Below are 25,729 nucleotides of genomic sequence, written 5' to 3'. Positions count from 1 at the left end.
TGAATATGAAAACGACAGGACCCAAAAATCCCAAAAAGGCACTGATTTATTACTATGTGGCCGCGGTGGTGATCCTGCTTTTGCTCAATGCGCTGGTGTTCCCCAACATCATGCGCGGATCGGTGACCGAGGTGAGCTACAATCGCTTCGTCACCGATCTGGAAGAGGGTAAGGTGAGCGTGGTGCAGGAGGATGCGTCCAATGGCACCATCACCTATCAGGCACTGGATGAAAACGGCAAGGAGCGGATCTATCAAACCGCGTGGGTCAATGACCCGGACCGCGTGGAACGGCTGCTGGAGGCTAAAAATCCCGAAGGCGGCGAGGTGGAGTACGGCGGCGTGATCCCCACCAAGACCTCGCCCATCATGAACCTGTTGTTCAGCGTGGTGCTGCCGGTGCTGTTCATGGTGCTGCTGGGCCAGCTGCTCATGCGCTTTATGATGAAGCGGATGGGCGGCCCCAACGCCATGAGCTTCGGCAAATCCAATGCGAAAGTGTATGTGGAGGCCCAGACCGGCAAGACCTTTGCCGATGTGGCCGGGCAGGACGAAGCCAAGGAAGCCCTGGCCGAGATCGTGGACTTTTTGCATAACCCCAGCAAGTACAACAGCATCGGCGCCACCCTGCCCAAGGGTGCGCTGCTGGTGGGCCCTCCGGGTACCGGTAAAACCCTGCTGGCCAAGGCGGTCGCCGGTGAGGCGGGCGTGCCCTTCTTCAGCATCGCCGGTTCCGAATTTGTGGAGATGTTCGTGGGCATGGGCGCGGCCCGAGTGCGTGACCTGTTCAAGCAGGCCGCGGAGAAGGCCCCCTGCATCGTGTTCATCGACGAGATCGATACCATTGGCAAGAGCCGTGACAATGCGGCCGGAATCAGCGGCGGCAACGACGAACGGGAGCAGACCCTGAACCAGCTGCTCACCGAGATGGACGGTTTTGACGGCAGCAAGGGTGTGATCATTCTGGCGGCCACCAACCGCCCGGAAACCCTGGACAAGGCCCTGCTGCGTCCCGGCCGGTTCGACCGGCGCATCCCGGTGGAGCTGCCGGATCTGGAAGGCCGTGCCGCCATTCTGAAGGTGCACGCCAAAAAGGTCATGGTGGACGAGAACGTGGACTTCATGGCCATTGCCCGGGCCACCAGCGGCGCTTCCGGCGCCGAGCTGGCCAACATGGTGAACGAGGCCGCGCTGCGGGCGGTGAAGCAGAACCGCCGCATCGTGAATCAGGGCGACCTGATGGAGGCCGTGGAAACGGTAATCGCCGGTTATCAGCGCAAGAACAAGGTGCTGAACCCCAGGGAAAAGCGAATTGTGGCCTACCACGAGATCGGCCATGCGCTGGTGGCTGCCAAGCAGACCAACAGCGCCCCGGTGGCCAAGATCACCATTGTACCCCGCACCTCCGGCGCACTGGGCTACACCCTGCAGGTGCCGGAGGAGGAGACCAACCTGCTCAGCCGGGAGGAGGCCTTCAACAAGATTGCCACCTTTACCGGCGGCCGTGCCGCCGAGGAGCTGATCTTCGGCAGCTACACCAGCGGTGCTTCCAACGACATTGAGCAGGCCACCCGTCTGGCCCGGAACATGGTGACCCGTCTGGGCATGAGCAAGGAGTTCGACATGATGGCGCTGGCCACCGTGAACAGCCAGTATCTGGGTGGCGATGCTTCGCTGGCCTGCAGCGAGGGCACTGCGGAGAAGATTGACCAGGAGGTGCTGGAGCTGATCAAATCTGCCCACGCCAAGGCCATGGAAATCCTGAAGGACAACGTGGACAAGCTGCACGAGCTGGCCACCTTCCTGATGGAGCGGGAGACCATCACCGGCGAGGAATTCATGGAGATCCTGAACCGCCAGCCTGAACCCACAGCCCCGGCACAACAGCAGCTGCCCGGCTGAGAATACAAATAAGCATCCCCGGCACGGCGTTTTGTGGAAAAACGCCGTGCCTTTTTGTGTGAGGCAGAACAAAAGGGTTGACAAGCCGGGCACATCTCTCTACAATTGATTTGCAAGCAAACAAAAACAGGGGGAATGGATCGTGCAGCAAAATCCTCAGAATCAGGACGTGAGCCTTCAGATCAAAAAGCTGGATAACCAGATTCTGCGGCGCATCCATTCGCTGTATGACCGGCGGCAGATGAAGGAGTGTACCTTGCAGAACATGTGGATCACCGATTTTCTGTTCCATCAGGAGCAGATGGGTGAGCCGGTGTTCCAGCGGGATGTGGAGGAGGAGTTTGCCATCAACCGGGCCACTGCCTCCAAAATGCTGGCGCTGATGGAGGAGAAGGGCCTGATCCGGCGGGTGAGTGACGCACAGGATGGCCGGCGCAAGGCGCTGCAGCTGGAGCCTGCGGGCCGTCAGCTGCAGCAGCGGTATTCCGCCATCCGGCAGGAGCTGGAACGACAACTGGTGAACGGCTTCTCCCCGGAGGAGCTGGAGCAGCTGCGCCGTTTTCTGGCCCGCATGCAGGCCAACCTGTAAGCGGGCGGCCCTGAAAGGGGCAGTTGTCCGCCAATTGTTTGCTACCAAACAAAAGAGGGAAGAGGGAAAGAAATGAAAAGTGATCAGGAACTGTTTCTGCGCACGCCGGTACGAAAAGCGGTGATGCGCATGGCCATCCCCACGGTGATTTCGTCGCTGGTGCTGGTGATTTACAATATGGCCGATACCTTTTTTGTGGGCCAGACCCACGATGCCTGCCAGGTGGCGGCGGTTTCGCTGACCAACGCGGTGTTTGTGATGTACATGGCGGTGGCCAATCTGATCGGCATTGGCGGCAGTGCGACCATCTCGATTTTGCTGGGGCAGAAGGAGGAAAAGCGGGTCAGGGCGGCTTCGGCCTTCTGCTTTTACAGTTCGCTGGCTGTGGGGCTACTGGCTACGGCAGCCATCCTGCTGGGCATGGAACCGCTTTTGCGCATTCTGGGAAGCACGCCGGACACCTGGGAATTTTCCCGGGATTACCTGTTTTATATTGCGGTGGGCGCACCCTTTATTCTGCTGGCCAATTCCTTCGGCCATGTGGTGCGGGGCGAGGGTGCGGCCAACGCCTCCATGCTGGGCGGCATGATCGGTACGGTGGTGAACATTGTGCTGGACCCCCATCTTCATTCTGACGCTGGACATGGGCACTGCCGGTGCAGCCATTGCCACGGTGCTGGGCAATGTGTTCGGTTGCGTATATTATATCTGGTATCTGACCCGTAAAAGTGCAATGCTCTCCATGAATCCCCGGTATCTGGCCGGCTGTGGCCGGATCGCCCGGCGGGTGGTGAGCATCGGAATTCCGGCGGGAATCAATTCAGCCCTGATGAGCATTTCCACCGTGTTGCTGAACAACGCGCTGGTGCCCTATGGCGACACAGCGGTGGCAGCCATGGGCATTGTAACCAAGGTATACATGTTCATCGTATTTGTTCACATGGGGATCACCAACGGCATTCAACCGTTGCTGGGCTACTGCCACGGGGCCGGGGCAGCAAAGCGATTCCGGGACATTCTGTGGTTCAGCGGAGCACTCACGCTGGTGTGCGGCACACTGCTCAGCGGAATTTACATCGGATTTGCCCCTCAGGTGATCCGGGTGTTCATCGACGACGCCTAGGTGATCGAATACGGCGCCGATATGCTGGTTGCCACTTCGCTGGCCGGGCCGATTCTGGGACTGCTGTTTCTGACCATCAACAGCCTGCAGGCCATGGATCGGCCGATTCCGGCCACGCTGCTTTCGTTGTTCCGTCAGGGGCTGTTTTTCATTCCGCTGCTGTTTGTGCTGGGGCAGGTGTTTGGTCTGAAGGGCATTAATTTCACCCAGACCACCGCGGATTATCTGTCCATTGCCATTGCGCTGTTTCTGCTGGTGTGGGCGCTGCGGAGGCAGCATCCCGCGACCGATTCGGAACAGGGCTGAGGGCGAGCTATTCCGTTTCAAGCCCGGGCATGCTATAATAACCATGTATGCACAAAAAAGAAAACCCCCGCGGCCGGATGTGCGCAGCAGCGCACGGGACCGGGCGGGGCTATACGAAACGGAGAAAATAAAATATGTTATACAGCGAGCTGAAATGCAGCCCCGAAATTTTGCAGGCGGTGGAGCGGATGGGCTTCACCGAGATGACCGAGGTGCAGGAGAAGGCAATCCCGGTGATGATGGCCGGCAAGGACGTCATTGCAAAAGCCCCCACCGGTACCGGCAAAACCTGCGCCTTCGGCATTCCCATCATCGAGCGCATCAATCCCGAGAGCAACAAGCCCCAGGCGGTGATTCTGGCCCCCACCCGTGAGCTAGCCCAGCAGATTGCCGAGGAGCTCACCGAGCTGGCCCATTTCCTGCCCAAGGTACGCATCGTCTGCGTGTACGGCGGCGCCAACATCCAGCGTCAGGCCGAGAAGCTGAAGAAGGGCTGCCAGATCGTGGTGGCCACCCCCGGCCGCCTGATGGACCACATGCACCACAAGAACATCGACGTGAGCGGTGTGACCAGCATCGTGCTGGACGAGGCGGACGAGATGCTGAACATGGGCTTCTACAAGGACGTGCGCCGGATCATTGATTCCATGAAGGCACGCAAGAGCCTGTGCATGTTCAGCGCCACCATCAGCCGCGAGGTGATGGACATTGGCTGGCTCTACCAGCGGGATGCGGAGGAGATCAGCGTGCAGCCGGTGCTGGAAAGCCAGCCCAAGATCCACCAGTATAAGTTGCTCACCAACGGCCGCAACAAGCTGGCGGATCTGGCCCAGATCATCATCTCCGGCGAGTACAAGCGGGTGATGGTATTCTGCAACACAAAGTTCACCACCGCCATCCTGACCAACCAGCTGGCCCGGCTGAACTTTGTGGTGGACTGCCTGCACGGCGACCTTTCCCAGAGCGACCGGAACAAGATCATGGCCAGCTTCCGGGAGGGCAACATCGCGGTGCTGGTGGCCACCGACGTGGCCGCCCGCGGCATCGACGTGGACGACGTGGACGCGGTGGTCAACTACGATGTGCCCGGCGCCAATGAGCACTACACCCACCGCATCGGACGCACCGGCCGCGCCAAGCGGGAGGGCGTGTCCTACCTGCTGTACACCGCCGAGGAGCAGAAACGGGTGGACGAGCTGCTGCGGCTGACCCGCAACGAAGCCATTCCGGTGCACTGGAACGAGGACCACACCGCCCTGATCGAGGAAAAGGTGGAAAAGGTGGACAAGTTCCAGATCCGCAGCTACTTTTAAACAGTCCCGGGCGAAGTTTGTGGAAAACCTGCCTGCTTTTTAGAATCTGATAACAACAAAAGCGCATCCCTGACGGGATGCGCTTTTGTTTGTGGGGCAGAAATTACAGGCCCAGCTGCAGCAGCATTTTCTGCAGGCTCTCGCAGCAGGCGGCCAGCTGATCCTGCTCCTCGGGCAGCAGGGTCACTTCCAGCACCCGCTCACGGCCGTTCGCACCGATCACACAGGGCACGCTCATGGCTACCTGCTCCAGATCGTATTCGCCCTGCAGCACGCAGCTTACTGGCAGTACGCAGCGCTCGTTCAGCACAATGGCACGAACCAGACGGGCCACGCTCTGGGCAATGCCGCTGGAGGTGAAGCCCTTCAGCTTCAGCACCCGCAGGCCGGAGGCCTTGGTGTCCGCCAGAATTTTTTCCTTGTCCAGCGCGGCGCTCAGGCCGAAGGCCCGGGGCAGCTCATCCACCGGGATGCCGGCCACGTTTACCATGCTCCAGGGGATGAAGGCGCTTTCGCCATGCTCACCCAGCAGATAGCCGTGCACGTTCTTGGAGTCCACGTCGCACTGGGCGGCGATGAGCTGACGCATGCGGGCAGTGTCCAGCAGGGTGCCGGTGCCGAAGATCTTGTCGGCCGGGTAGTTGTATTTGGTCTGGGCGAAGTAGGTGACCAGATCCACCGGGTTGGTGACCACGATCAGGATGGCGCTGCGGGTGTAGCGGGTGATCTCGGCCATCACCGCGTCCATCACGGCAATGTTCTTCTCCGCCAGCACCCGGCGGTCGTTGTCGCCGGCCTGAATGCTGGGGCCGGCGGTCATCACGATGATGGAGGCATCCGCGCAGTCAGCGTAGCTGCCCACCCGGATGGTGGTGTTGGTGGAGTAGGCAAAGGATGTGGTGTGCAGAGCGTCCAGCACCTCGCCCAGAGCCTTGTCCTCGTTGGCATCGATCACCACGATCTCGCTGACCACACTCTGGGCCAGAATGGCGTTCAGCGTAGCGCTGCCCACCATGCCGGCGCCGATCAGCACCAGCTTGCCTTCTTTCATACGCATAAGGGGATTCCTCCTAACAATCTCATTGGGATGTGCCGTGGCGGCACAGAAAAAAGCCAGAGCACGCATCGGAAGGTTCCGGGCGACACTCTGGCTTTTATTATGAAACAGAAGGGGGGCTTTGTCAATCTGCATAAAACAGGAAAAAGATTTTTGGCAGACTGGCCAAAGTCCTGACCGGGGCAGAAATCCCCGGTTAACAGGATGGAAATTCAGAATCTTCGGAATCAGCCGTTTCGTCGGGCGCATTCAGGAAGGCGTTCATCCATTCCCCGGCTTCCTGCTGCCGGTCGCGCTCCACATACAGATCATACCCCAGCAGGGAGGTGCCCAGATAAGTGCTGGAGGCCTTGCCCAGTGTGCCGGATTCCTGAATATGACAGGGTATGCCGTTGTCCTCCAGAATTTCCGCCAGCATTCCGGCCAGCGCATAGTCCGGCAGGTTGGCCAGATGAACCGGATCCTGCAGGGTGTGATGGCCGGGCCGGTTCTTGAGGGAAAAGTTCCATTCCGCGCGGGGCATCGGCTCCAGAGGGCCTCCGCACCGGGGGCAGACCAGAGAGCCGTCCGGTGCGCTGCACCGACAGTGAGAACACCAGAGCATACAGACACTTCCTTTCCAAGAGAAGACACTTTTTCCTTATTATAGCATACGGCCGCGCACTGTGTCCAGAAAAGAAACGGCCCGCTCCCCTTGAGGAAACGGGCCGTTTGGCGTTTTATGTTTTTGCAGATTACATGCTCTCGGGTACGGTGACCTTGAACATGGTCAGCACGTTGGCAATCACCTGCTTGACCGCCAGGCACAGGGCCAGACGGGCCTGACGGGCAGCGGGCTCCGCGTCCTTGATGCGGCAGGCGTTGTAGAACTTGTGGAAGGAGCCGGCCAGATCGATCACATAGCGGGTGATACGGGCGGGCTCGTAGTTCTTGGCGCTGGTCACGATCTCGGCGGGGAAGGCGCTCACGGCGCGGATCAGCTCCAGCTCGGCAGGCTCGGTGAACTGGTAACCGGCCCAGGCGGTGTGGCCTTCGTAGGAGATGCCCTCGCTGGCCAGCTTCTTCACGATGGAGCAGATGCGGGCGTGGGCATACTGCACATAGTATACCGGGTTGTCGCTGTCCTCCTTCACGGCCAGATCCAGGTCAAAGTCCATCTGGCTGCCGGCCTCACGCAGGTTGAAGAAGAAGCGGGCGGAATCGATGGGCACCTCGTCCAGCAGGTCGGTCAGGGTGATGGCCTTGCCGGTCCGCTTGCTCATGCGCACCTGCTGGCCGTCCTTCACCAGCTTGACCAGCTGCATCAGGATCACGTCCAGATCCTCGCCGTTCAGGCCCACAGCGTCCATGGCGCCCTTCATGCGGGCCACATGGCCGTGGTGGTCGGCGCCCCAGATGTCGATGGCCTTGTCGAAGCCGCGCACGGCCAGCTTGTTGTAGTGGTAGGCAATGTCCGCCGCGAAGTAGGTGGGAATGCCGTTGGCGCGCACCAGCACCTCGTCCTTGGCCTCGTCCTCATCCTTGCGCTTGTTGGCTGCGCCGTACTTCTCGCTGAACTGGGCGCTCTTGTACATGATGGCGCCGTCCTCGGCCCTGTAGCAGGCGCCGGTGGCCAGCAGCTTGTCGATCACGGCCTGCACCGCGCCGGAGTCGTGCAGGGTGCTCTCGCGGAACCACACATCGTAGGTGATGCGGTACTTTGCCAGATCCCGCTCCAGACCGGCGATGTTCTTGGGCAGGCCGTAGTTGATCAGGGCCTGCTTGCGCGTCTCCTCGTCGGCGTCCACATACTTGTCGCCCTCGATGGCGGCGAATTCGCTGGCCAGAACCTTGATGTCCTCGCCCTGATAGCCGTCCTCGGGGAAGGGCACGGCCTCCTCGCCCTTGAAGTGCTGCAGATAGCGGGCGGACAGGCTCTTGCCGAACTTCTGGATCTGGTTGCCCGCGTCGTTCACATAGAACTCACGGGTCACGTCGTAGCCGGCCCAGTCCATCACAGCGGCCAGGCAGTCGCCCAGAGCGCCGCCGCGGGCGTTGCCCAGGTGCATGGGGCCGGTGGGGTTGGCGGAAACGAATTCCACGTTGATCTTCTTGCCCTCACCGAAATCGGTGCGGCCGTACTGCTCGTTCAGGGTTGCACCATAAACCACGCTGGAAAACCAGCCCGGAGCCAGGAACAGGTTGATGAAGCCGGGGCCGGCCACCTCAACTTTGGAGAAGATGCTGTTTTCCAGGCTGGGCAGATGGGCCAGAATGGCATCGGCAATCTGGCGGGGAGCCTTTTTGAACACCCGGGCGCCGGCCATGGCCAGGTTGCTGGCCACGTCGCCGTTCTTCACGTCGCCGGGGATCTCCACGATGAAGTCGGGCAGATCGGTCTGGGGCAGCTCACCGGCGGCCATGGCAGCCTGAGCGGCCTGGGTCAGCAGGGCGCGGGCCTCGTCCAGCGCAGCCTTGCGGGGGTTGTAATTCTTGTAGGTTTCCTTCATCTCGGCGATCATGGATTCGTATTCCGTATTGGTCATAGTGATCGGTATTCCTTTCCTTTTAAACTTTGCAGGCGCGTGCCGCGCCGGGAACATCAAAGGGGAGTGCGCTCGGCTTTTTTCACGGTGATGGTTACCAGATTGCGGCTGAGGACCACATCCTGATCAGCATCCAGCGTGTAGCTGAACTTCACCTGGCCGCCCTCGTCGGAGAGCTGACTTTCAATCTCGTCAGCGGCCACGCCCAGCGTCATGGAGCCGTAGCCGGTTTCGTAGTGGCACAGATGGCGGGTGCCTTTTTCAATGATCAGCTGGCTGGCGGCGGGGCCGAAGCGCAGCATGGCAACCTTCCGGCCGTCCTCAGCCACCTTCACAGTGGTGGTGCAGCCGGCGTAACCGGTGGTTTCGCTTTCCTTGTAGGTGATGAAAAAGCTGCCGCCCCGGCGCACAAAGCTGCCGCGGGTCATCAGCTCCACCGAATCGGTCTCGCCGGCCTGCTCCATGCGGCCGTCAATTCGGATGAGAAAATCCTCGTTCATGGGATGGCGGGGACCTCCTTTTGGGTTCAGTATTGCTCAATGGCGATCTGGCTGGCTGTACCCTCGCCCTGAGGGCCGATGAACAGCCGGACCGCCGAGGAGAAGCTCTCCGGGGAGTCGCTCATGAAATAGCGGGTGGTGCCCTGCCCGGCGTCACTGAGCAGATTCATTCGGGTCAGCATATCCCGGGTTTTGAGGGCTGCCTCCCGGCCGGAATCGATCAGGGTCACATCGGGGCCCATCACCTGTGCAATGATGTGGGCGATGAGCGGGTAGTGGGTGCAGCCCAGAATCAGGGTGTCCACCCCTTTGGCGCGGATTTCGTCCAGATACTCGTGGGCAATGGCGGTGGTGATGGGGTCGTTCGGGCCCACATAGCCGTTTTCCACCAGCGGCACGAACATGGGGCAGCTTCTGGTGAAGATCTCGGCGTCGGGCAGAATGTCCCGGATGCGGGTCTCGTAGCTGCGGCTGCGGATGCTGGCCGGGGTGGCAATCACGCCGATGCGGCCATTTTTCGTGGCGGCCGCTGCCGCGGCTACCGCCGCACCCACCACGCCCACATAGGGCACAGGAAGTGCCTCGGTGTAGGATTTGGGCAGGGTGCTGCTCACCGTGCCACAGGCGGCCAGAAGAAATTTCACGTCCTGGCTGAGCAAAAAGCGGATGTCCTGCTCGGCGTACTGGCGAATGGTCTCCGGGCTGCGGGTACCGTAGGGCACCCGGCCGGTGTCGCCGAAGTAGACGATGTCCTCCCCGGGCAGCATGACCTGCAGCTGACGTACCGCCGTCAGGCCGCCCATGCCGGAATCGAACACGCCGATGGGCCGCTTATCCATGGCGAACCCCCGCGCGCTCCAGCGCAAGGCCGATCAGCTCATCCAGCAGCTGGTCGATGGGCTTGCCCGCATCTTCCATCAGCTTGGGATACATGCTGATGGAGGTAAAACCGGGCAGGGTGTTGATCTCGTTGAGCAGGATGGTGTCGCCGTTTTCCACAAAAAAGTCCACCCGGGCAAGGCCCTCGCAGCCCAGGGCCCGGTAGGCCTTTTCCGCCTGGGCCTTCACCCGGTCCAGCACCTCCTCGCTCAGGTGAGCGGGGATCACGGTGCGGCTGGTGCCCAGCACGTATTTGTCCTCGTAGGTGTAGAAGGCTTCGCTGGCCAGAATCTCGCCGGGGCGGGTGGAGACGCAGACCTGGTTGCCGATTACCGCGCATTCCACCTCCTGGCCCTGCACAAAGCGCTCAAAGACCACCTTGTTGTCCTCGGCCAGGGCCACCTGAATGGCCTTTTCCAGCTCGGCCCTGTTCGCGGCCTTGCTGATGCCCACGCTGCTGCCCGCGTTGGCGGGCTTCACGAAGATGGGGTAGTGGAGCTTTTCGGCCAGGCGGGCCTCCAGCGCGTCAAAATCCGCGCAGTCGTGCCGGCTGGCCCAGTCCCAGGCGCAGCGGTCGATGTCTGCCGCATCCATCAGGGTGTTGGCCACCGCTTTGTCCATGCAGACGGCGCTTGCCAGTACGCCGCAGCCCACATAGGGAATGCCTGCCAGCTCCAGCAGGCCCTGAATGGTGCCGTCCTCGCCGTTCTTGCCGTGCAGGGCGGGGATCACCACATCCATGGGCAGCACCGCCCAGGTGCCGTCGTGACGGCAGAGCACCAGGCCGTGATCCGAGCGGTCGGGGCTGATCATGCAGGGTACGCAGGAGGGGTCCTGCTCCCAGCTGCCGTCCGCCATTTTTTCAATGGGGCCGGAGTAGTACAGCCAGCGGCCATCCCTGGTGATGCCCACGGTGTAAAGATGGTATGAGGAGGGCTTGAGCGCCCGGGCGATGGTGCTGGCCGAAACGCGGCTCACCTCGTGCTCGCTGGAAACGCCGCCGAACAGCAGCGCCACATTCAGTTTGTTCATAGCTGCAAAGACCTTTCTCTCCAAGGAAATAAACACAAATTCATCCAACATTGACCGGGCCCGAAAAGCCGGTCAAAGGCGGTTGCACATAAGTACTCTAATAATACCATAAAAATGCCTGACAGGCTATGGGCAAAAGGTAAAAGCCTTGGTGGCAGGCCGCAAAAAAATCTGTGGGATTGGTATTGACGGCCCCGGCGGGATGTGCTATGATGATTACACCTCATTTTGCAGGCTTATTTTTTTGTGCCTTTTTTCAGGGTACGGCCTGCAAGCACGAGGGAGGCTAAACAAACCGTTAAATGGAGGTGCCGAAGACAAATGAGAGTGAAAATCACCCTGGCCTGCACTGAGTGCAAACAGCGCAACTACAACACCATGAAGAACAAGAAGAACAGCCCCGACCGGCTCGAGATGAAGAAGTATTGCCGTTTCTGCAAGAAGCATACTGTCCATCGCGAGACCAAGTAAGAAAGGCGGGAACATCCATGGCTGAAAATACTGCCAAGAAGCCCGGTTTTTTTGCTAAGGTCAAAAATTGGTTCAAAGGGATCGGGAAGTTCTTCCGCGACACCAAGAGCGAACTGAAAAAGGTGGTTTGGCCCTCCAAGAGCCAGATCATCAACAACAGCATCGTGGTGCTGGTGGTTATGATCATTGCCGCCGTCGTCATCCTGCTGCTTGACCTGCTGTTCGGCGAGGTCATGCATCTGGTGCTGCAGGCCGCCGCAAACCTGTAAGCGGCCGCATCCTGAAACGCGGAAGGGAGTAAACGTATGGCAGAACAGGCAATGTGGTATGTTGTGCATACCTATTCCGGTTATGAAAACAAAGTGGCACAGAACCTTGAGACCATCGTGGCCAACCGCCGCCTGCAGGATCTGATCCATGAAGTGAAGGTTCCCGTTATGATGGAGCCCGAAATCAAGGACGGCAAGGAGCGCATGGTCGAGCGCAAAATCTTCCCCGGTTATGTGCTGGTGAAGATGGTCATGACCGACGAAAGCTGGTACATCGTTCGCAACTGCCGCGGTGTGACCGGATTCGTGGGCCCCTCGTCCAAGCCGGTGCCCCTGTCTCAGGCAGAGGTGGACAAGCTGGGCGTGGAGACCGTGGCCGAGCCCACTGTGGACTACGAAGTGGGCGACAATGTGGAGATCAACGCTGGTCCTCTGGAGGGCTTCGTGGGTCTCGTGGAAGAAATCGACATGGAGCATCGCAAGGTGCGCGTGAAGGTTTCGATGTTCGGGCGCGAAACGCCCGCAGAACTGGAGCTGGATCAGGTCAAACCCCTGTGACAGCAAAAACCCTTATGGTAAGAGCCGCTATATGCGGTTTTTATAGGGCGCTGGCGGTTGCCGGTGCCCGTGGGAGGGCCGGATAAGCCCGGCCCGCTAGCTTACCACAAATTTTGGAGGTGCATTTAAAATGGCGCAAAAAGTAACTGGCTATATTAAGCTGCAGATCCCCGCCGGCAAAGCGACTCCGGCTCCCCCTGTTGGTCCCGCTCTGGGCCAGCACGGCGTGAACATCATGGCGTTCACCAAGGAATTCAATGAGCGTACCCAGAAGGACATGGGCTACATCATCCCGGTTGTTATCACCGTGTATGCTGACCGTTCCTTCAGCTTCATCACCAAAACTCCTCCGGCCCCTGTGCTGATCAAGAAGGCCTGCGGCATCGAGAGCGGTTCCGGCGTTCCCAACAAGACCAAGGTGGCCACCATCACCAAGGCTCAGCTGGAAGAGATCGCCAAGACCAAGATGCCCGACCTGAATGCTGCCAACCTGGAAAGCGCTGTCAGCATGATCGCCGGCACCTGCCGCAGCATGGGTGTTACCGTAACCGAGTAATCACCCCGCTGGATTCGTGGGAGGAACTTAAATCCGATAGACCACACAGGAGGAAAAAGTAATGAAACATGGTAAACACTATGTCGACAGCGCCAAGCTGATCGACCGCTCTAAGCTGTATGAGGCCGACGAGGCTCTGGCTCTGTGCTGCCAGACCGCCAAGGCCAAGTTTGACGAGACCGTTGAGCTGCACGTCCGCCTGGGCGTTGACAGCCGCCACGCTGACCAGCAGGTTCGCGGCGCTGTTGTGCTGCCTCACGGTACCGGCCGCGACGTTCGCGTTATCGCCATCTGCAAGGGCGATGCCGCCAAGGCCGCTGAGGAAGCCGGCGCGATGATGGTTGGCGACGCTGACCTGATCGCCAAGATCCAGAACGAAGGCTTTGTTGACTTCGACGTTCTGGTTACCACTCCCGACATGATGGGCCAGGTTGGCCGTCTGGGTAAGGTTCTGGGCCCCCGTGGTCTGATGCCCAACCCCAAGGCCGGCACCGTTACTCCCGACATCGGCCGCGCTGTTACCGAAGCCAAGGCCGGTAAGATCGAGTACCGTCTGGACAAGCAGAACATCATCCATGTGCCCGTGGGCAAGGCCAGCTTCGGCGCTGAGAAGCTGGGCGAGAACCTGCGCACCGTGATGGACGCCATCGTGAAGGCCAAGCCCGCTGCTGCGAAGGGCCAGTACATCAAGAGCGCCACCGTGGCTACCACCATGGGCCCTGGCATCAAGGTGAACGGCGCCAAGTTCGGCGGCTAATCACAGCCTGACGGCTGCGAGGATGCAGACCGCTGCCCCGCGCAAACCGCGGGGCGGTTTTTTTGCGAAAAATCGCAAAAAATCACTTGACAAATCCGCGCGCTTTGCGGTATACTATTCATGCTGTTTTTAAGACAGCAGGTGCTCATGTGATATAAGGAGCATAAGAGGCCATCCCGCCCGCCTGCCGAGAAGCCGCGTAAATTTGCCTTGTGTATGTTTATGCCCCTTTCTTGGCCAAGCCGGGAAAGGGGCTTTTTGTGCGAAGTAGAAGTTACGAAGGTTTGAAACGAGGTGAATCGAAATGCCCAGTGCAAAAATTCTGAGCGAGAAGCAGGCTTATGTTGCCGCTCTGAAGGAGAAGATCGCCGCTTCCGTTGCCGGTGTGGTCGTTGACTACAAAGGCATCAACGTGGCCGATGATACCAAGCTGCGTAAGGAGCTGCGTGAGGCTGGCGTTGAGTATGCGGTTGTGAAGAACACCATGCTGCGTCTGGCCCTGAAGGATACCGAGCTGGAGGCTATGAGCGAAGTGCTGGAAGGCACCACCGCCATCGCCATCGCCCACGAGGATCCCATGGCTGCTGCCCGCATCCTGTGCAAGTACGCTGAGGCGTCCAAGGGCGCTTACAACGTAAAGATCGGCTACATGGAAGGCGCTGTTATGCCCAAGGAAGAGGTTGAGGCCATCGCCAAGCTGCCCAACCGCGAAGGCATGCTGTCCATGTTTGCTGGCGCTCTCACCAGCACCCTCAGCGGTCTGGCCGTTGCTATGCAGGCCTACGCCGACAAGTGCGAGGAAGAGCCCGCTGCGTAAGTTACGCAATTTCCCGTCCGGGCGGTGCGCATAAGCGCTGCCGCTGAACGAACATCATTTTAAAATTGAGTACATTGGAGGTATATGACAATGGCTTCTGAGAAAATCACCAAAATCATTGACGCTGTTAAAGAGCTGACCGTTCTGGAGCTGAAGGAACTGATCGACACCTACTGCGAAGAGTTCGGCGTTTCCGCCGTGGCTGCTGCTGCTCCCGCTGCTGCTGGCGCTGCTGCTCCCGCTGCTGAGGAGAAGACCGAGTTCGACGTTGTGCTGGCTGAGGTTGGCGCCAACAAGATGGCCGTTATCAAGGCTGTTAAGGAAGCTACCGGTCTGGGCCTGAAGGAGGCCAAGGAGCTGGTTGACAACGCTCCCAAGACCCTGAAGGAAGCTGCTTCCAAGGCTGACGCCGAGGAAATGAAGAAGAAGCTGGAAGAAGCCGGCGCCAAGATCGAGCTGAAGTAAGTTCTGCTTCTTGCCTGATTGAGCATCTGCAAGGCCGCCGCCCGTTTTGGGCGGCGGCTTTTGTTTTGCTTTTTTGCGGGGATAATGCCCAAGGGGCGGGCGGCTGCGTCGAAAACTTGTGTATGAAAATATAAAATTTGCGGATAAAATTGAAAATATGATGCGCGTATGCTATACTGATTCACATGTTTTGCAAAAACGTGCGCAAAATTTATATTTTCAGCATAGGGAGGCGATTGCCATGTGCGGCATCGTTGGATATTCGGGAAAGGCCGGCAGTCTGGACGTTCTGCTGGAAGGGCTGCATAAACTGGAATACCGGGGCTATGACTCGGCAGGTGTGGCGTTGAGCTATCCGGATGGCATCCGGGTGGCGAAGGCACAGGGTCGGCTGAGTGCACTGGAGGAAAAGCTGGCCGGGCTGCATCTGCCGGACAGCGGCTGTGGCATCGGCCATACCCGCTGGGCCACCCATGGTGCGCCCAGCGATGTGAACAGCCACCCCCTCTCGGCAGCCCGGGTAAGTCTGGTCCACAACGGCATCATCGAAAACTACGCCCAGCTGCGGGAATATCTGGTCCGCAAAGGGTACGAATTCTGCAGTGAGACCGACAGCGAGGTGCTGGTCAAGCTGATGGATCACAACTATCAGGGCGACCCGCTGGATGCCATGCGCCGCACGCTGGCTCAGGTGCGGGGCAGCTATGGCCTTGCCATTCTGTTCCGGGACCGGCCGGGTGTGATCTACGGCGCACGGAAGGACAGCCCGCTCATCGTGGGCTGCGGCGAGGGAGAGAACTTTCTGGCCAGTGACATTCCGGCTCTGCTGCGGCATACCCGCACCTACATCGCGCTGGAGGAGGGCGATATGGTGGAGCTGAAGCCGGACAGCATCCGCCTGTTTGACCGGCTGGGTCAGCCGGTGGAGCGCCCCCGGATGGAAGCTCAGTGGGAAATGGAGGCCGCGGAAAAGGGCGGCTATCCCCATTTCATGCTCAAGGAAATTTACGAGCAGCAGGCGGCATTGCAGGCTACCATCGGTCCCCGTATCAAGGGCGGCCTGCCGGATTTGAGCGAGTGCGGCCTGACCGACGAATATCTGAAAGGGCTGACCGGCATTCACATCGTGGGCTGCGGCACCGCCATGCATGCGGGTATGGTGGGTCGCACCGCCATTGAAAAGATGGCCCGGCTGCCTGCCTTCACCCAGATTGCCAGTGAATTCCGTTACAGCGACCCCATTCTGCATCCGGGGGATCTGGTGGTCATCATCAGCCAGAGCGGCGAAACGCTGGATACGCTGGCGGCCCTGAAGCTGGCGAAGGAAAAGGGCGCCAGAACGCTGGCGGTGGTCAACGTGGTGGGGTCCTCCATCGCCCGCGCAGCAGACTGGACAATCTACACCCACGCCGGGCCGGAGATCGCGGTGGCCAGCACCAAGGCATACAGTGTGCAGCTGGCGGTGATGTATCTGCTGGCGCTGCGGCTGGCACTGGCCCGGGGTACTCTGGACGAGCACGAGGTGGGCTATCTGACCGAGCAGCTGCAAAAAGCCCCCGCGTTGCAGAAGCCGCTGCTGGAAAACTGCGATCAGATCCAGTATCTGGCCAGCCAGTTCATGAACAGCAGCGACCTGTTCTTCATGGGCCGGGGGTTTGACTATTCGCTGTCGCTGGAGGGCAGCCTGAAGCTGAAGGAGATCAGTTATGTGCACAGCGAGGCTTACGCGGCCGGTGAGCTGAAGCACGGCACCATTTCGCTGGTTACCGAGGGTACCCCGGTGATTGCGCTGGCCACTCAGGACGATGTGTTTGAAAAAACGTTGAGCAACGTGAAAGAGGTCAAAACACGGGGCGCACGGGTGATCCTGCTGTGCAAGGAGGAAGCGACGGTGCCTGAGGGTGCGGCGGACTATGTGGTGCGCCTGCCCCGGCTGGAAAGCGTGTTCATGCCGCTTTTGATGATCGTGCCGCTGCAGCTGTTCGCCTATTATATGAGCGTTCTGCGGGGCTGCGACGTGGATAAGCCCCGTAATCTGGCCAAGAGCGTAACCGTGGAATAAGCTGTTCCCGGAAATTTACCGGAAACGGACAAAGGGCTTGCAAAGGTTGCCGCTGCTGTTTATAATGGGCCTGAAAACGATTCCAGAAAAAGGAGCGTGCAGAAACCATGGAACGGCAATGGTGGCACAACAAGGCGGCCTATCAGATTTGGCCGAAAAGCTTTTACGATTCCAACGGCGACGGCGTGGGCGATCTGCCCGGCATCACCGCGAAACTGGATTATCTGAAGGAGCTGGGTGTGGACATCATCTGGCTGTCACCGGTGTACCAGAGCCCGCTGGCGGATCAGGGCTACGATATCTCGGATTATCAGGCCATCGACCCGCGCTTCGGTACCATGGAGGACATGGACCATCTGCTGGAGGAAGCCAAAAAACGGGACATCCGACTGGTGATGGATCTGGTGGTGAACCACTGCTCGGATGAGCACATCTGGTTCCGGAAGGCCGTGGCGGATCCGGAAGGCCCTTATGGGCAGTATTTCTACTTCCGCAAGGGCAAAAACGGCAAGCCGCCCTGCAACTGGCGGGGATACTTCGGCGGCAGCGTGTGGAGCCTTGTGCCCGGCCAGACGGATCTGTACTATCTGCATCTCTTCCATAAAAAGCAACCGGATCTGAACTGGGAGAACCCGGCCCTGCGTCGGGAAATTTACAGCATGATCAACTGGTGGCTGGACAAGGGCGTGGCGGGCTTCCGCATCGACGCCATTGTGAACATCAAAAAGGATCTGGCCTTCCGGGATTACCCGGCAGACCGGCCGGACGGCCTTTCCGATTGCCGCAGGATGCTCACCGAGCCCGGCGTGGCCGAGGGGCTGGGGGCGTTTCTGGAAGAGATGAAGCGGGAGACCTTCGCACCCCACAAGGCCTTCACGGTGGGCGAAGTGTTCGACACCGACCCCGCCCGGCTGGCGGAGTTCATCGGCCCGGAGGGGCACTTCTCCACCATGTTCGACTTCGCGCCCACCTGCCTGGGGAAGGATGCGCAGGGCTGGGCAAGGGCAAAACAGCCCACCACTACCCAGTACCGGGACGCCTGCTTTGCCTCCCAGCGGCAGGCGGCGGGCGTGGGTTTTCTGGCCAACATCATCGAAAACCACGACGAGCCCCGGGGCGTGAGCCATTACCTGCCCCAAGGCGAGGAGGAAAACGAACAGGCCAAGACCTGCCTTGCCACCGCCAGCGTGCTGCTGCGGGGGATTCCGTTTTTGTATCAGGGGCAGGAGCTGGGCATGACCAATACCCGGTTTGAGAGCATCGGGGATATGGACGATGTGAGCAGCCATGGCGAGTATGCCGCCTGCCTGGATCTGGGCCTGAGCGAAGCCGAGGCGCTGGCTGCCTGCGCCCATTACAGCCGGGACAATGCCCGCACGCCCGTGCAGTGGACTGGTGGCCCCAATGCCGGGTTTACCATCGGAACGCCCTGGATTCGTGTGAACCCCAACTACACCCGCATCAACGCCGAGAAGCAGCAGGCCCGGCCGGATTCGGTACTGAACTGGTACAAAAAGCTGCTGGCCCTGCGCAAAGACCCTCAGTGGGAGGAAGCGCTGGTGTGGGGCGACTGTGAGCCGGTGCTGGAGGAAGAGGAGGGCCTGATGGCCTACCGGCGCACCGGCGGCGGAAAAACGCTGCTGGTGGTCTGCAACCTGAGTGAGCTGCCCCGCAGTCTGGCGCTGCCGGGGATCATCCGTCAGGTACTGCTCAACAATCAGGAAGGCGGCCCGCAGCCGGGCTTCGACCGGTTTGCCGCTCAGCCCTGGCAGGCCGTGGTGCTGGAGATGGAGCCCTGAGGAAAAATACAGACGGATTTTCAACAGAAAAAGCCTGCCGCCGTGGAAAACTCCACGGCGGCAGGCTTTTTGTATATGCGGGCGACAGGGAAATCTCAGGCGGGACGAAGGGCTGCGCGCAGCCGGTCTGCACAGGCGAAGCAGACAAAGACCGGAATGCACAGCAGAAACCAGTAGAAGCTGAATCGGGGGCAGATCTGGCCCCACAGGTTGCCCCACCGGTCGGAGTAATCCCAGATGCCCATGCCCAGCATCCGATTGCAGATAAGCCCCATGGCCAGCTCCAGGCCGGTGGTGCAGCCTGAGCCCACAGCGCAGCGGGCCAGCAGCGGCACCCGGCGGGGAAGGACACAGTCCAGGCCGCGGAGCACCAGCAGGATCACCCCGCCTGCGGCCAGCATGGTCCAGTGGGTATAGCCCCGGTAGAGCAGTTCAATCTGCCCGTAGCCGAAGGCTCCCACAAAGAACAACGTTGTGTTTCGCAGCATAAAAACATCACCCGGGGAATAGTGTTCCCCGGGTGATGCTGTTTTATTTATGAAAAATCAGTCCGCCGATTTTCCGGTGACCTTGCTCAGGTCGGTGAGCAGCTTGTGCTGGCAGTCCCACAGCTTCTGAGAAAGGTCCACATAATACTTGTGGGGATACTCAAAACGGCGCATTTCCTCCCACAGGTTTTCCAGCTGCACGGTGCAGCGTTCCCGAATCTGGGTCACGTTGGGCCGCTCGTAGACCAGCTTGCCGTTCTCGTAGATGGGGGTGGTCAGGCAGACCGCGGAGCAGTTGGTGTAGGTGCGCTCCTTCCAGGTCTGGAAGGGATCGAACAGGGTCAGGCCGTCGCCCACCTCCACCTCTTCGTCATAAACGGTCACATAGTCCGCCATGGCCTTTTTGGTGTAGTGGTCGTAGATGCGCCACACCTTTTTCAGCAGGGGAATGGTCAGCTTTTCGGTGCTCTCGCTTACCTTGATCTTGGGGATGTAGTCCTCGCCGTCCTTCACCGCGGCCAGCTTGTACACACCGCCGAACACCGGATCGCTCTTGGCGGTGATCAGGTTCTCACCAATGCCGAAGCTGTCGATTTTGGCCTCCTGCAAAATCAGATCCCGCACGATGTATTCGTCCAGGCTGTTGGAGGCGCAGATGCCGCAGTCCTCGTAACCGGCAGCGTCCAGCACCTTGCGGGCCTTTTTGGACAGATAGGCAATGTCGCCGGAGTCGATGCGGATGGCCACCGGGCGCTTGCCCTGGGGCTTCAGTACCTCATCGAACACCTTGATGGCGTTGGGCACGCCGCTCTTCATCACGTTATAGGTGTCAACGAGAAGTACACAGGAATCGGGATACAACTCTGCATATTTTTTGAAGGCTTCGTATTCGCTGGGGAACATCTGCACCCAGCTGTGGGCCATGGTACCGGAGGCGGGGATGCCGAAATCACGGGCAGCCATTACGCAGCTGGTGGAGGAGCAGCCGCCGATGTAGGCGGCGCGGGCGCCGTAAACAGCGGCGTCGTAGCCCTGAGCCCGGCGGGCGCCGAACTCCATCACCGGGCGGCCCTGGGCGCTGCGCACGATGCGGTTGGCCTTGGTGGCCACCAGGCACTGGTGGTTGATGGTGACCAGCAGCAGGGTCTCCAGCAGCTGGCACTCGATGGAGGGGCCCTCCACGGTTACAATGGGCTCGCGGGGGAAGATGGGGGTGCCTTCGGGAATGGCCCAGATGTTGCAGTGCAGCTTAAAGTGGCTCAGATAGTCCAGGAAGCGCTCGTTGAACACCCCGGTGCCACGCAGGTAGTCGATGTCTTCCTGGGTGAATTTCAGGTTTTCCACCGCATCGATGAAGGTGTCCAGGCCGGCCATGATGGCAAAGCCGCCTCCGTCGGGGATCTTGCGGAAGAACATATCGAACACACTGATCTTGTCCTCGTAGCCTTCCTCCAGGTACCCGGCGGCCATGGTGAGCTCATAAAAGTCCATGATGGTGGTCAGGTTGCGTTTCACATCCAACATAAAGCTCCAACTCTCTCTCAAATGAATTTGGGCCAGGCCGCGGCAAGGGCGGCAGGGCTCTTCACAGCACCCGAAGGGCGCGGGAAACAACAGGTCGCGGTCACAGCGAGGGGCGGCGGGGCCGGCGGTTGCTCTTGCGTGTGGCCTGATAACGGTAATAGAGGAGCACATAGGCAACGGCGGTCACAGCGCTCACACAGAGCAGTACCTTGAAGTACAGGCTGCCGAAGAATTCCCCGATTTTGGACAGGGTGAACAGCAGCATGTTGCGATCCAGATCCCGGTCGGCGGTGAGCTCCACTACGCCGATGGTCTGGCCGGAAAGGGAAAGGGTCACGGTGCCGATCACATCACCCTTTTTCACCGGGGCGGTGACGTATTCCGGCAGCTGGAAGGTTTTCTGGGTCACACTCTCGTCGGTGTTCTTGGGCAGGATGGTCATCATATCATCTGCGGGGAAGAGCATCACGGTATCGGCGTCGGTGGAATATTTCACCTTTACCTCTGCCAGCGGTTCGCCGGTTTTCATGGCAGGCTGGATGGCGAAATTCTCAAACACCCAGTCCATCAAAAGGCCGGTCTCGTAGGAGGCGGGGTGGTCCTTCTGGTAAGGGTAGGGGTCGCAGGAGACCGGGCTGTTCAGCACTACGCTGATGTAGGTCTCGCCGGTGTCCGGGCTGGTGTGCCAGGCGGCCAGATTCTGCCAGTCCTCCAGCGAGCCGGTTTTGCCGCCCTTGGTATATTTGCGGTAATATTCTGCGCCGGGCCCCTCGTAGATCATCATATTGGTGGTGTAGAGGTTGTAGGGGTTGGAGGCAGAGTAGCGGCTGGGCATGAAATCCTGGCCCATGTCCCACTTGACGGTGCCCATGATCTCCCGCAGCACGTCAAAGCTCATGGCATAGCGCAAGATCAGGTAAAGATCCCGGGCGGTGGTCACATTGTCGATGCTCATGCCCACCGGGTCCACAAAGGTGGTACCGGTGCAGCCGATCTCCTTGGCCTTGCTGTTCATCATGTAAACGAAGTTGTCGATGTTGCCGCCGCTCACTGTGCTGGCCAGGATCATGGCGGCATCGGCGGCGCTGGGCACCAGGCAGGCGTACAGCAGGCTGCGCAGCGTGTGGGGCTCGCCCAGTCGGATATCCGCATTGGCCAGGGCGCCGTGCTCCAGACCGAAGGTGTAGATGGTGTCCCGAATATAGGCGGAGGACTCGCCGGTCACGGTGTCCAGCTGGTCCTGATACTGCTCCATCACCAGAATGGCGGTCATCAGCTTGGTGGTGCTGGCGGCGGGCAGCGATTCCTCGCTGTTCTTTTCATATACGATGATGTTGGTGTCGGTGTTCACGATGTAGGCGGCCTTGCCGGAAATTTCGAAGGGGGGCTCAAACCCCACCGCCCCGGCGGGCAAAGCGAAAACAGCCGCCATAAAAACCAGAGCGAGCAAAAGCGCGGTAAATTTTTTCATGTGGACTTTTCCTTTTAAACGCGTTAAAATGTTTAGTGCGAAACCGCTCGAACCCGGCGCCGGAAGGCGGGGGAACGCGGTGGGACAAACGGGCAGAATGCCCGAAAAAAGCGATTTGATCCCGGGCAGAATGCCCAGTGATTTACCTTGTATTATAGCATTTTTTACAGGGTTTATAAAGTGTTTTTCTGGTGAAAGGTGGGCGGCAAGGCTTGATTTATGTGACCGGCGATATCCACGGTGAGGTGGAACGTTTTTCGGAAAAAGAGATAAAGCGGCTGAAAAAGCAGGATACTCTGATCGTGCTGGGGGATTTTGGCTTTTTATGGAGCGGCGACAAGGCGGAACAGAAAAAGCTGAAATGGCTGCAAAAGCGCCGCTACCAGCTTTTGTTCATCGACGGCTGCCACGAGAATTTTGACCTGCTGAAGGAATATCCCGAGGTGGACTACATGGGCGGCCGGGCTCGGCACATCGGCGGCAATCTGTATTACATCGAGCGGGGCAGTATTCTGGAGATCGAAGGCAAAAAGCTGCTGTGCTTCGGCGGGGCCGAAAGCTGGGACAAGGAGGACCGGGACGAGGGCATCAACTGGTGGCGTGCCGAGCTGCCCACCAGCGAAGAGCTGAAAACCTGCGCGGACAATCTGGAAGCCGCCGGCTGGCAGGTGGATTATATCCTCACCCACGATGCACCCCTGAAAATTCTGGAATTTGCCCAGCTGATGCAGGGCCAGCCCAACTGGCTGCACACCTTCTTCGGCCAGATCATGGACAAGGCTCAGTATAAAAAATGGCTGTTCGGCCGCTACCACAAGGACCGTAAGCTGGGCACCAAGACCCAGGCGGTATTCTGCGATGTGATTCCGCTGGAGGACTGAGCTGCCTTTGAAAGTATGGCCCGGTGCGCAGCAAGGCAAACCGGGCGGCAGCAGCGCATGGAAGCCTTGTGAAATTTGCGCGGACGGGCAGGATGCAGAAAACCGGAGACCTCTTTCGGCTTGTGCCGAAAGAGGCTTTTTTGTTATAATAAAACAACACGGAACAGGCGAAAGGAGAAAGCGGATGCACCGAAAAAATGATCGGTCGGGAAATGCACAGAACGAAAGCTGGATGCGCCTGCACTGCTATATGACCGGTGCGCTTACGCTGGCAGCCGCCGTGCTGGAGCTGATCATGGCCTTTGCCCTGAACCGGATCGAAGGGTTTGTGAGCGCTGAACCGGTTCTCTATATCATCAAATATCTGATTACGCCGGTGACCATCAACTGTGTGCTGGTACTGGTGGGAATGCTGGCGATGAAAAACCGGTGGTTAAGCAGGCAGACCCGGCAGACCATGGTTTCTCTTTGTATGGCAGGCGTCTGCCTGGTGCTGTATGAAGTGCACAGTCTGTTTCCGGCGCTGATTCTGCTGCCGGTGGTGGCCATTATGCTCACCACCTCCTACGGGGATTACCGGCTCACCTCCATCACCGCCGGTGTGTGCCTGCTGGGGGTACCGGTGGTGGATCTGCTGGTGGTGTGGGATTCCACCCAGCGTCACCGGCTGGAAAATACGGAAAATCGAATCAACTGGCTGTTGAGCATCGTGATGCTGCTGGGGTGCTATCTGCTGTGTCTGGCATCCATTTATTATGAGCGGCAGCGGATCCAGCAGGCGGCCCGGCAGAAGTGGGAGCTCCGGCGGGATGGCCTGACCGGCCTGCTCAACCGCACCGCGCTGAACGACCGGCTGGGCCAATTGTGTGCCGGCGGCCAGGGGGTGCTGGTGATGGTGGATCTGGATGGTTTCAAGCAGCTGAACGATACCATGGGCCACCTGAAGGGAGATGCCTGCCTGCAGAAGGTGGCGGCGATTCTGCGCAGCCGTGCCGGGGAGGAGGCTGCCTTCCGCTACGGCGGCGATGAGTTCTGCCTGGTGTTCCATGCGCCGGAGCTGCGGCGCATCGTGCAGGCATGCGAGCAGATTGGCCGCAGTCTGGAGGAGATGGAGGATTTTTCGCCCTGTCGGGTGGGCGCCAGCTTCGGCGTGGCGGAATACCGCCCGGGCATGACCCCTGCCCAGCTGCTCAAAAACGCGGACAGCGCCCTTTACCGGGCAAAGGAAAAACGGGGGAGCGTCTGCCTGTGGAAGGAGCAGACGGAATAAAAACGAAAACAGCGCCGGGGCAAACCAGACGGTTTGCCCCGGCGCTGCTGTTTTCGGATCAGTCGGTCACGTCGGTGGGGGATTTGATGGTCTGCTCCGGGCGCTTTGCCAGCACCCGGCTGTTGGCGGGCACAGACTCGGTGATGAAGGTGCCGCCGCCGATGGTGGTGTTCTCACCAATCACGGTCTCGCCGCCCAGCACCGAGGCGCCGGAGTAAATGGTCACATTGTCGCACACGGTGGGATGGCGCTTCACGCCCATCAGCTGCTGGCCCCCGCGGGTGGACAGCGCACCCAGGGTGACCCCCTGATACAGCTTCACATGATTGCCGATCACGGTGGTCTCGCCGATGACCACACCGGTGCCGTGGTCGATGAAGAAGTATTCACCGATCTGTGCGCCGGGATTGATGTCGATGCCGGTGCTGCTGTGGGCGTATTCGGTCATGATGCGGGGGATGTAGGGCACGTTCTGCAGATACAGCTCGTGGGCCACCCGGTAGATGTAGATGGCGTAGAAGCCCGGGTAGCAGAAGATGATTTCCTCCCGGCTTTTGGCGGCGGGGTCGCCCTCAAAGCCGGCCTGCACATCCTTCAGAAGGGTCTGCTGCAAAGCGGGCAGCTTTTCAAAAAACGCGGCGCACACCTCGTCGGCCCGGGGCTCGGTGTGCAGCTGGCAGCCGTCCTCGCCGCACTCATACAGAAGAGCAGTGGCCAGCAGCGCGCGCAGGTCGTCGTACAGCCGGTCCAGCCGGTAGCCGGCGTAGTGGTCGCCAAAATCGCCCAGGCGGCTGCCGGGGCCGTAATAGCCGGGGAAGATGATCTCCTTCAGATCCCGCAGGATGTTGATCACCGCCTTGCGGTTGGGCAGCTCCATGCCCTGCTTGAGGGTGAGCAGCTCGTGACTCTGGTAATTTTCGTTCAGGCCCTGCACCGTTTTCTGGATGGCCCGATGTTTGATCTCGTTCATAAAAGGCTCCTTTCGCCGGAGAACCGGCCCTTTGCCGCCTCAGGCGGCCGGACGGAGGGGGAATAGTTTAATCATACCTGTTTGGGCGGGATACGTCAATGAAAAGCGGGTAAAAAGGAACCGGGGGCCGCACTTTCGTGCGGCCC

Annotated in this window: 27 protein-coding genes; 17 read left to right on the top strand and 10 right to left on the bottom strand. The window is 59.7% G+C overall.

The genetic code is table 11. The annotated features are described in order from the left end of the window. Positions 1-5 precede the first annotated feature (5 nt). The 6 genes from ftsH to EDD77_RS09460 all read left to right on the top strand — a co-directional run bounded on the left by ftsH (position 6) and on the right by EDD77_RS09460 (position 5,232). Entirely contained in the window at positions 6-1,901 is a 1,896-nt protein-coding gene (gene ftsH / locus EDD77_RS09475; RefSeq protein ID WP_058963476.1) for an ATP-dependent zinc metalloprotease FtsH, read from the top strand. A gap of 142 nt (positions 1,902-2,043) precedes the next feature. Further along, positions 2,044-2,490, top strand: coding sequence for a MarR family winged helix-turn-helix transcriptional regulator (locus EDD77_RS09470; protein WP_058963477.1), 447 nt, complete (start codon positions 2,044-2,046; stop codon positions 2,488-2,490). A gap of 72 nt (positions 2,491-2,562) precedes the next feature. After that, positions 2,563-3,216, top strand: a complete 654-nt coding sequence (locus EDD77_RS18290; protein ID WP_197410499.1) for an MATE family efflux transporter — start codon at positions 2,563-2,565, stop codon at positions 3,214-3,216. Continuing rightward, complete coding sequence (locus tag EDD77_RS18285; protein ID WP_243117492.1) at positions 3,098-3,613, top strand: MATE family efflux transporter; 516 nt, start codon at positions 3,098-3,100, stop codon at positions 3,611-3,613. The genes EDD77_RS18290 and EDD77_RS18285 overlap by 119 nt, the downstream gene beginning before the upstream one ends. Beyond that, entirely contained in the window at positions 3,614-3,919 is a 306-nt protein-coding gene (locus EDD77_RS18280) for a hypothetical protein (RefSeq protein ID WP_197410501.1), read from the top strand. A 134-nt stretch (positions 3,920-4,053) separates the two neighbouring features. After that, positions 4,054-5,232 carry a DEAD/DEAH box helicase gene (locus EDD77_RS09460; protein ID WP_058963478.1) on the top strand — a complete coding sequence of 393 codons (1,179 nt, stop codon included), beginning with the start codon at positions 4,054-4,056 and terminating at the stop codon, positions 5,230-5,232. A 103-nt stretch (positions 5,233-5,335) separates the two neighbouring features. On the opposite strand, the gene EDD77_RS09455 is transcribed toward EDD77_RS09460, so the two are convergent. The 6 genes from EDD77_RS09455 to EDD77_RS09430 all read right to left on the bottom strand — a co-directional run bounded on the left by EDD77_RS09455 (position 5,336) and on the right by EDD77_RS09430 (position 11,225). After that, a complete protein-coding gene (locus tag EDD77_RS09455) occupies positions 5,336-6,289 on the bottom strand; it encodes an L-lactate dehydrogenase (RefSeq protein ID WP_058963479.1) in 954 nt (317 codons plus the stop codon). 196 nt (positions 6,290-6,485) lie between these two features. Continuing rightward, positions 6,486-6,893, bottom strand: coding sequence for a hypothetical protein (locus tag EDD77_RS09450; RefSeq protein ID WP_058963480.1), 408 nt, complete (start codon positions 6,891-6,893; stop codon positions 6,486-6,488). 130 nt (positions 6,894-7,023) lie between these two features. Continuing rightward, a complete protein-coding gene (argS, locus tag EDD77_RS09445; protein ID WP_242868318.1) occupies positions 7,024-8,814 on the bottom strand; it encodes an arginine--tRNA ligase in 1,791 nt (596 codons plus the stop codon). 56 nt (positions 8,815-8,870) lie between these two features. Continuing rightward, complete coding sequence (locus EDD77_RS09440; RefSeq protein WP_058963481.1) at positions 8,871-9,314, bottom strand: DUF1934 domain-containing protein; 444 nt, start codon at positions 9,312-9,314, stop codon at positions 8,871-8,873. Positions 9,315-9,340: 26 nt separating this feature from the next. Continuing rightward, on the bottom strand, positions 9,341-10,153 hold the full coding sequence (gene murI / locus EDD77_RS09435) for a glutamate racemase (RefSeq protein ID WP_058963482.1): 813 nt from the start codon (positions 10,151-10,153) through the stop codon (positions 9,341-9,343). After that, positions 10,146-11,225 carry a D-alanine--D-alanine ligase family protein gene (locus EDD77_RS09430; RefSeq protein ID WP_058963483.1) on the bottom strand — a complete coding sequence of 360 codons (1,080 nt, stop codon included), beginning with the start codon at positions 11,223-11,225 and terminating at the stop codon, positions 10,146-10,148. Before EDD77_RS09430 ends, murI begins: the two co-directional genes overlap by 8 nt. A 321-nt stretch (positions 11,226-11,546) precedes the next feature. Here EDD77_RS09430 and rpmG point away from each other — a divergent pair, with 321 nt between their 5' ends. From rpmG to EDD77_RS09385, 9 genes are all read left to right on the top strand, one after another. After that, the gene (rpmG, locus tag EDD77_RS09425; protein ID WP_058963484.1) at positions 11,547-11,696 is read left to right on the top strand and encodes a 50S ribosomal protein L33; all 150 of its coding nucleotides are present in this window, start codon (positions 11,547-11,549) and stop codon (positions 11,694-11,696) included. Between the two features lie 17 nt (positions 11,697-11,713). After that, a complete protein-coding gene (gene secE / locus EDD77_RS09420) occupies positions 11,714-11,965 on the top strand; it encodes a preprotein translocase subunit SecE (RefSeq protein WP_058963485.1) in 252 nt (83 codons plus the stop codon). A 36-nt stretch (positions 11,966-12,001) separates the two neighbouring features. Further along, positions 12,002-12,523: a transcription termination/antitermination protein NusG gene (gene nusG / locus EDD77_RS09415; RefSeq protein ID WP_058963486.1), complete on the top strand. Its 522-nt coding sequence runs from the start codon at positions 12,002-12,004 to the stop codon at positions 12,521-12,523. A gap of 130 nt (positions 12,524-12,653) precedes the next feature. Then, positions 12,654-13,079: a 50S ribosomal protein L11 gene (gene rplK / locus EDD77_RS09410; protein ID WP_058963487.1), complete on the top strand. Its 426-nt coding sequence runs from the start codon at positions 12,654-12,656 to the stop codon at positions 13,077-13,079. 61 nt (positions 13,080-13,140) lie between these two features. Further along, on the top strand, positions 13,141-13,836 hold the full coding sequence (gene rplA, locus EDD77_RS09405; protein WP_058963488.1) for a 50S ribosomal protein L1: 696 nt from the start codon (positions 13,141-13,143) through the stop codon (positions 13,834-13,836). A 304-nt stretch (positions 13,837-14,140) separates the two neighbouring features. Next, positions 14,141-14,653 carry a 50S ribosomal protein L10 gene (gene rplJ / locus EDD77_RS09400; RefSeq protein WP_058963489.1) on the top strand — a complete coding sequence of 171 codons (513 nt, stop codon included), beginning with the start codon at positions 14,141-14,143 and terminating at the stop codon, positions 14,651-14,653. Between the two features lie 90 nt (positions 14,654-14,743). After that, a complete protein-coding gene (gene rplL / locus EDD77_RS09395) occupies positions 14,744-15,118 on the top strand; it encodes a 50S ribosomal protein L7/L12 (protein WP_058963490.1) in 375 nt (124 codons plus the stop codon). Between the two features lie 241 nt (positions 15,119-15,359). Further along, on the top strand, positions 15,360-17,180 hold the full coding sequence (gene glmS, locus EDD77_RS09390) for a glutamine--fructose-6-phosphate transaminase (isomerizing) (protein ID WP_058963491.1): 1,821 nt from the start codon (positions 15,360-15,362) through the stop codon (positions 17,178-17,180). A gap of 107 nt (positions 17,181-17,287) precedes the next feature. Beyond that, positions 17,288-18,979 carry an alpha-glucosidase gene (locus EDD77_RS09385; protein ID WP_058963492.1) on the top strand — a complete coding sequence of 564 codons (1,692 nt, stop codon included), beginning with the start codon at positions 17,288-17,290 and terminating at the stop codon, positions 18,977-18,979. A 95-nt stretch (positions 18,980-19,074) separates the two neighbouring features. Here the strand turns inward: EDD77_RS09385 and EDD77_RS09380 are convergent, their stop codons facing one another. The 3 genes from EDD77_RS09380 to EDD77_RS09370 form a co-directional block, all read right to left on the bottom strand. Next, on the bottom strand, positions 19,075-19,467 hold the full coding sequence (locus EDD77_RS09380; protein ID WP_058963493.1) for a putative ABC transporter permease: 393 nt from the start codon (positions 19,465-19,467) through the stop codon (positions 19,075-19,077). 57 nt (positions 19,468-19,524) lie between these two features. Continuing rightward, complete coding sequence (locus tag EDD77_RS09375) at positions 19,525-20,991, bottom strand: nicotinate phosphoribosyltransferase (protein WP_187120491.1); 1,467 nt, start codon at positions 20,989-20,991, stop codon at positions 19,525-19,527. Positions 20,992-21,091: 100 nt separating this feature from the next. Next, positions 21,092-22,462: a D-alanyl-D-alanine carboxypeptidase family protein gene (locus tag EDD77_RS09370; RefSeq protein ID WP_058963494.1), complete on the bottom strand. Its 1,371-nt coding sequence runs from the start codon at positions 22,460-22,462 to the stop codon at positions 21,092-21,094. A gap of 221 nt (positions 22,463-22,683) precedes the next feature. Here EDD77_RS09370 and EDD77_RS09365 point away from each other — a divergent pair, with 221 nt between their 5' ends. Then, entirely contained in the window at positions 22,684-23,343 is a 660-nt protein-coding gene (locus EDD77_RS09365) for a metallophosphoesterase (RefSeq protein WP_242868324.1), read from the top strand. A gap of 184 nt (positions 23,344-23,527) precedes the next feature. Next, positions 23,528-24,613 (top strand): GGDEF domain-containing protein, encoded by a 1,086-nt coding sequence (locus EDD77_RS09360; RefSeq protein ID WP_058963496.1) that lies wholly within the window; start codon positions 23,528-23,530, stop codon positions 24,611-24,613. A gap of 58 nt (positions 24,614-24,671) precedes the next feature. On the opposite strand, the gene EDD77_RS09355 is transcribed toward EDD77_RS09360, so the two are convergent. Continuing rightward, on the bottom strand, positions 24,672-25,583 hold the full coding sequence (locus EDD77_RS09355; protein WP_058963497.1) for a serine O-acetyltransferase: 912 nt from the start codon (positions 25,581-25,583) through the stop codon (positions 24,672-24,674). Between the last annotated feature and the right edge of the window lie 146 nt (positions 25,584-25,729).

Origin of the sequence: Allofournierella massiliensis (genome assembly GCF_004345265.1) — a bacterium.
GTDB lineage: Bacteria > Bacillota > Clostridia > Oscillospirales > Ruminococcaceae > Allofournierella > Allofournierella massiliensis.
The sequence above is the reverse complement of the archived record's forward strand: the minus strand, read 5'-3'. Positions and strand labels throughout refer to the sequence as shown.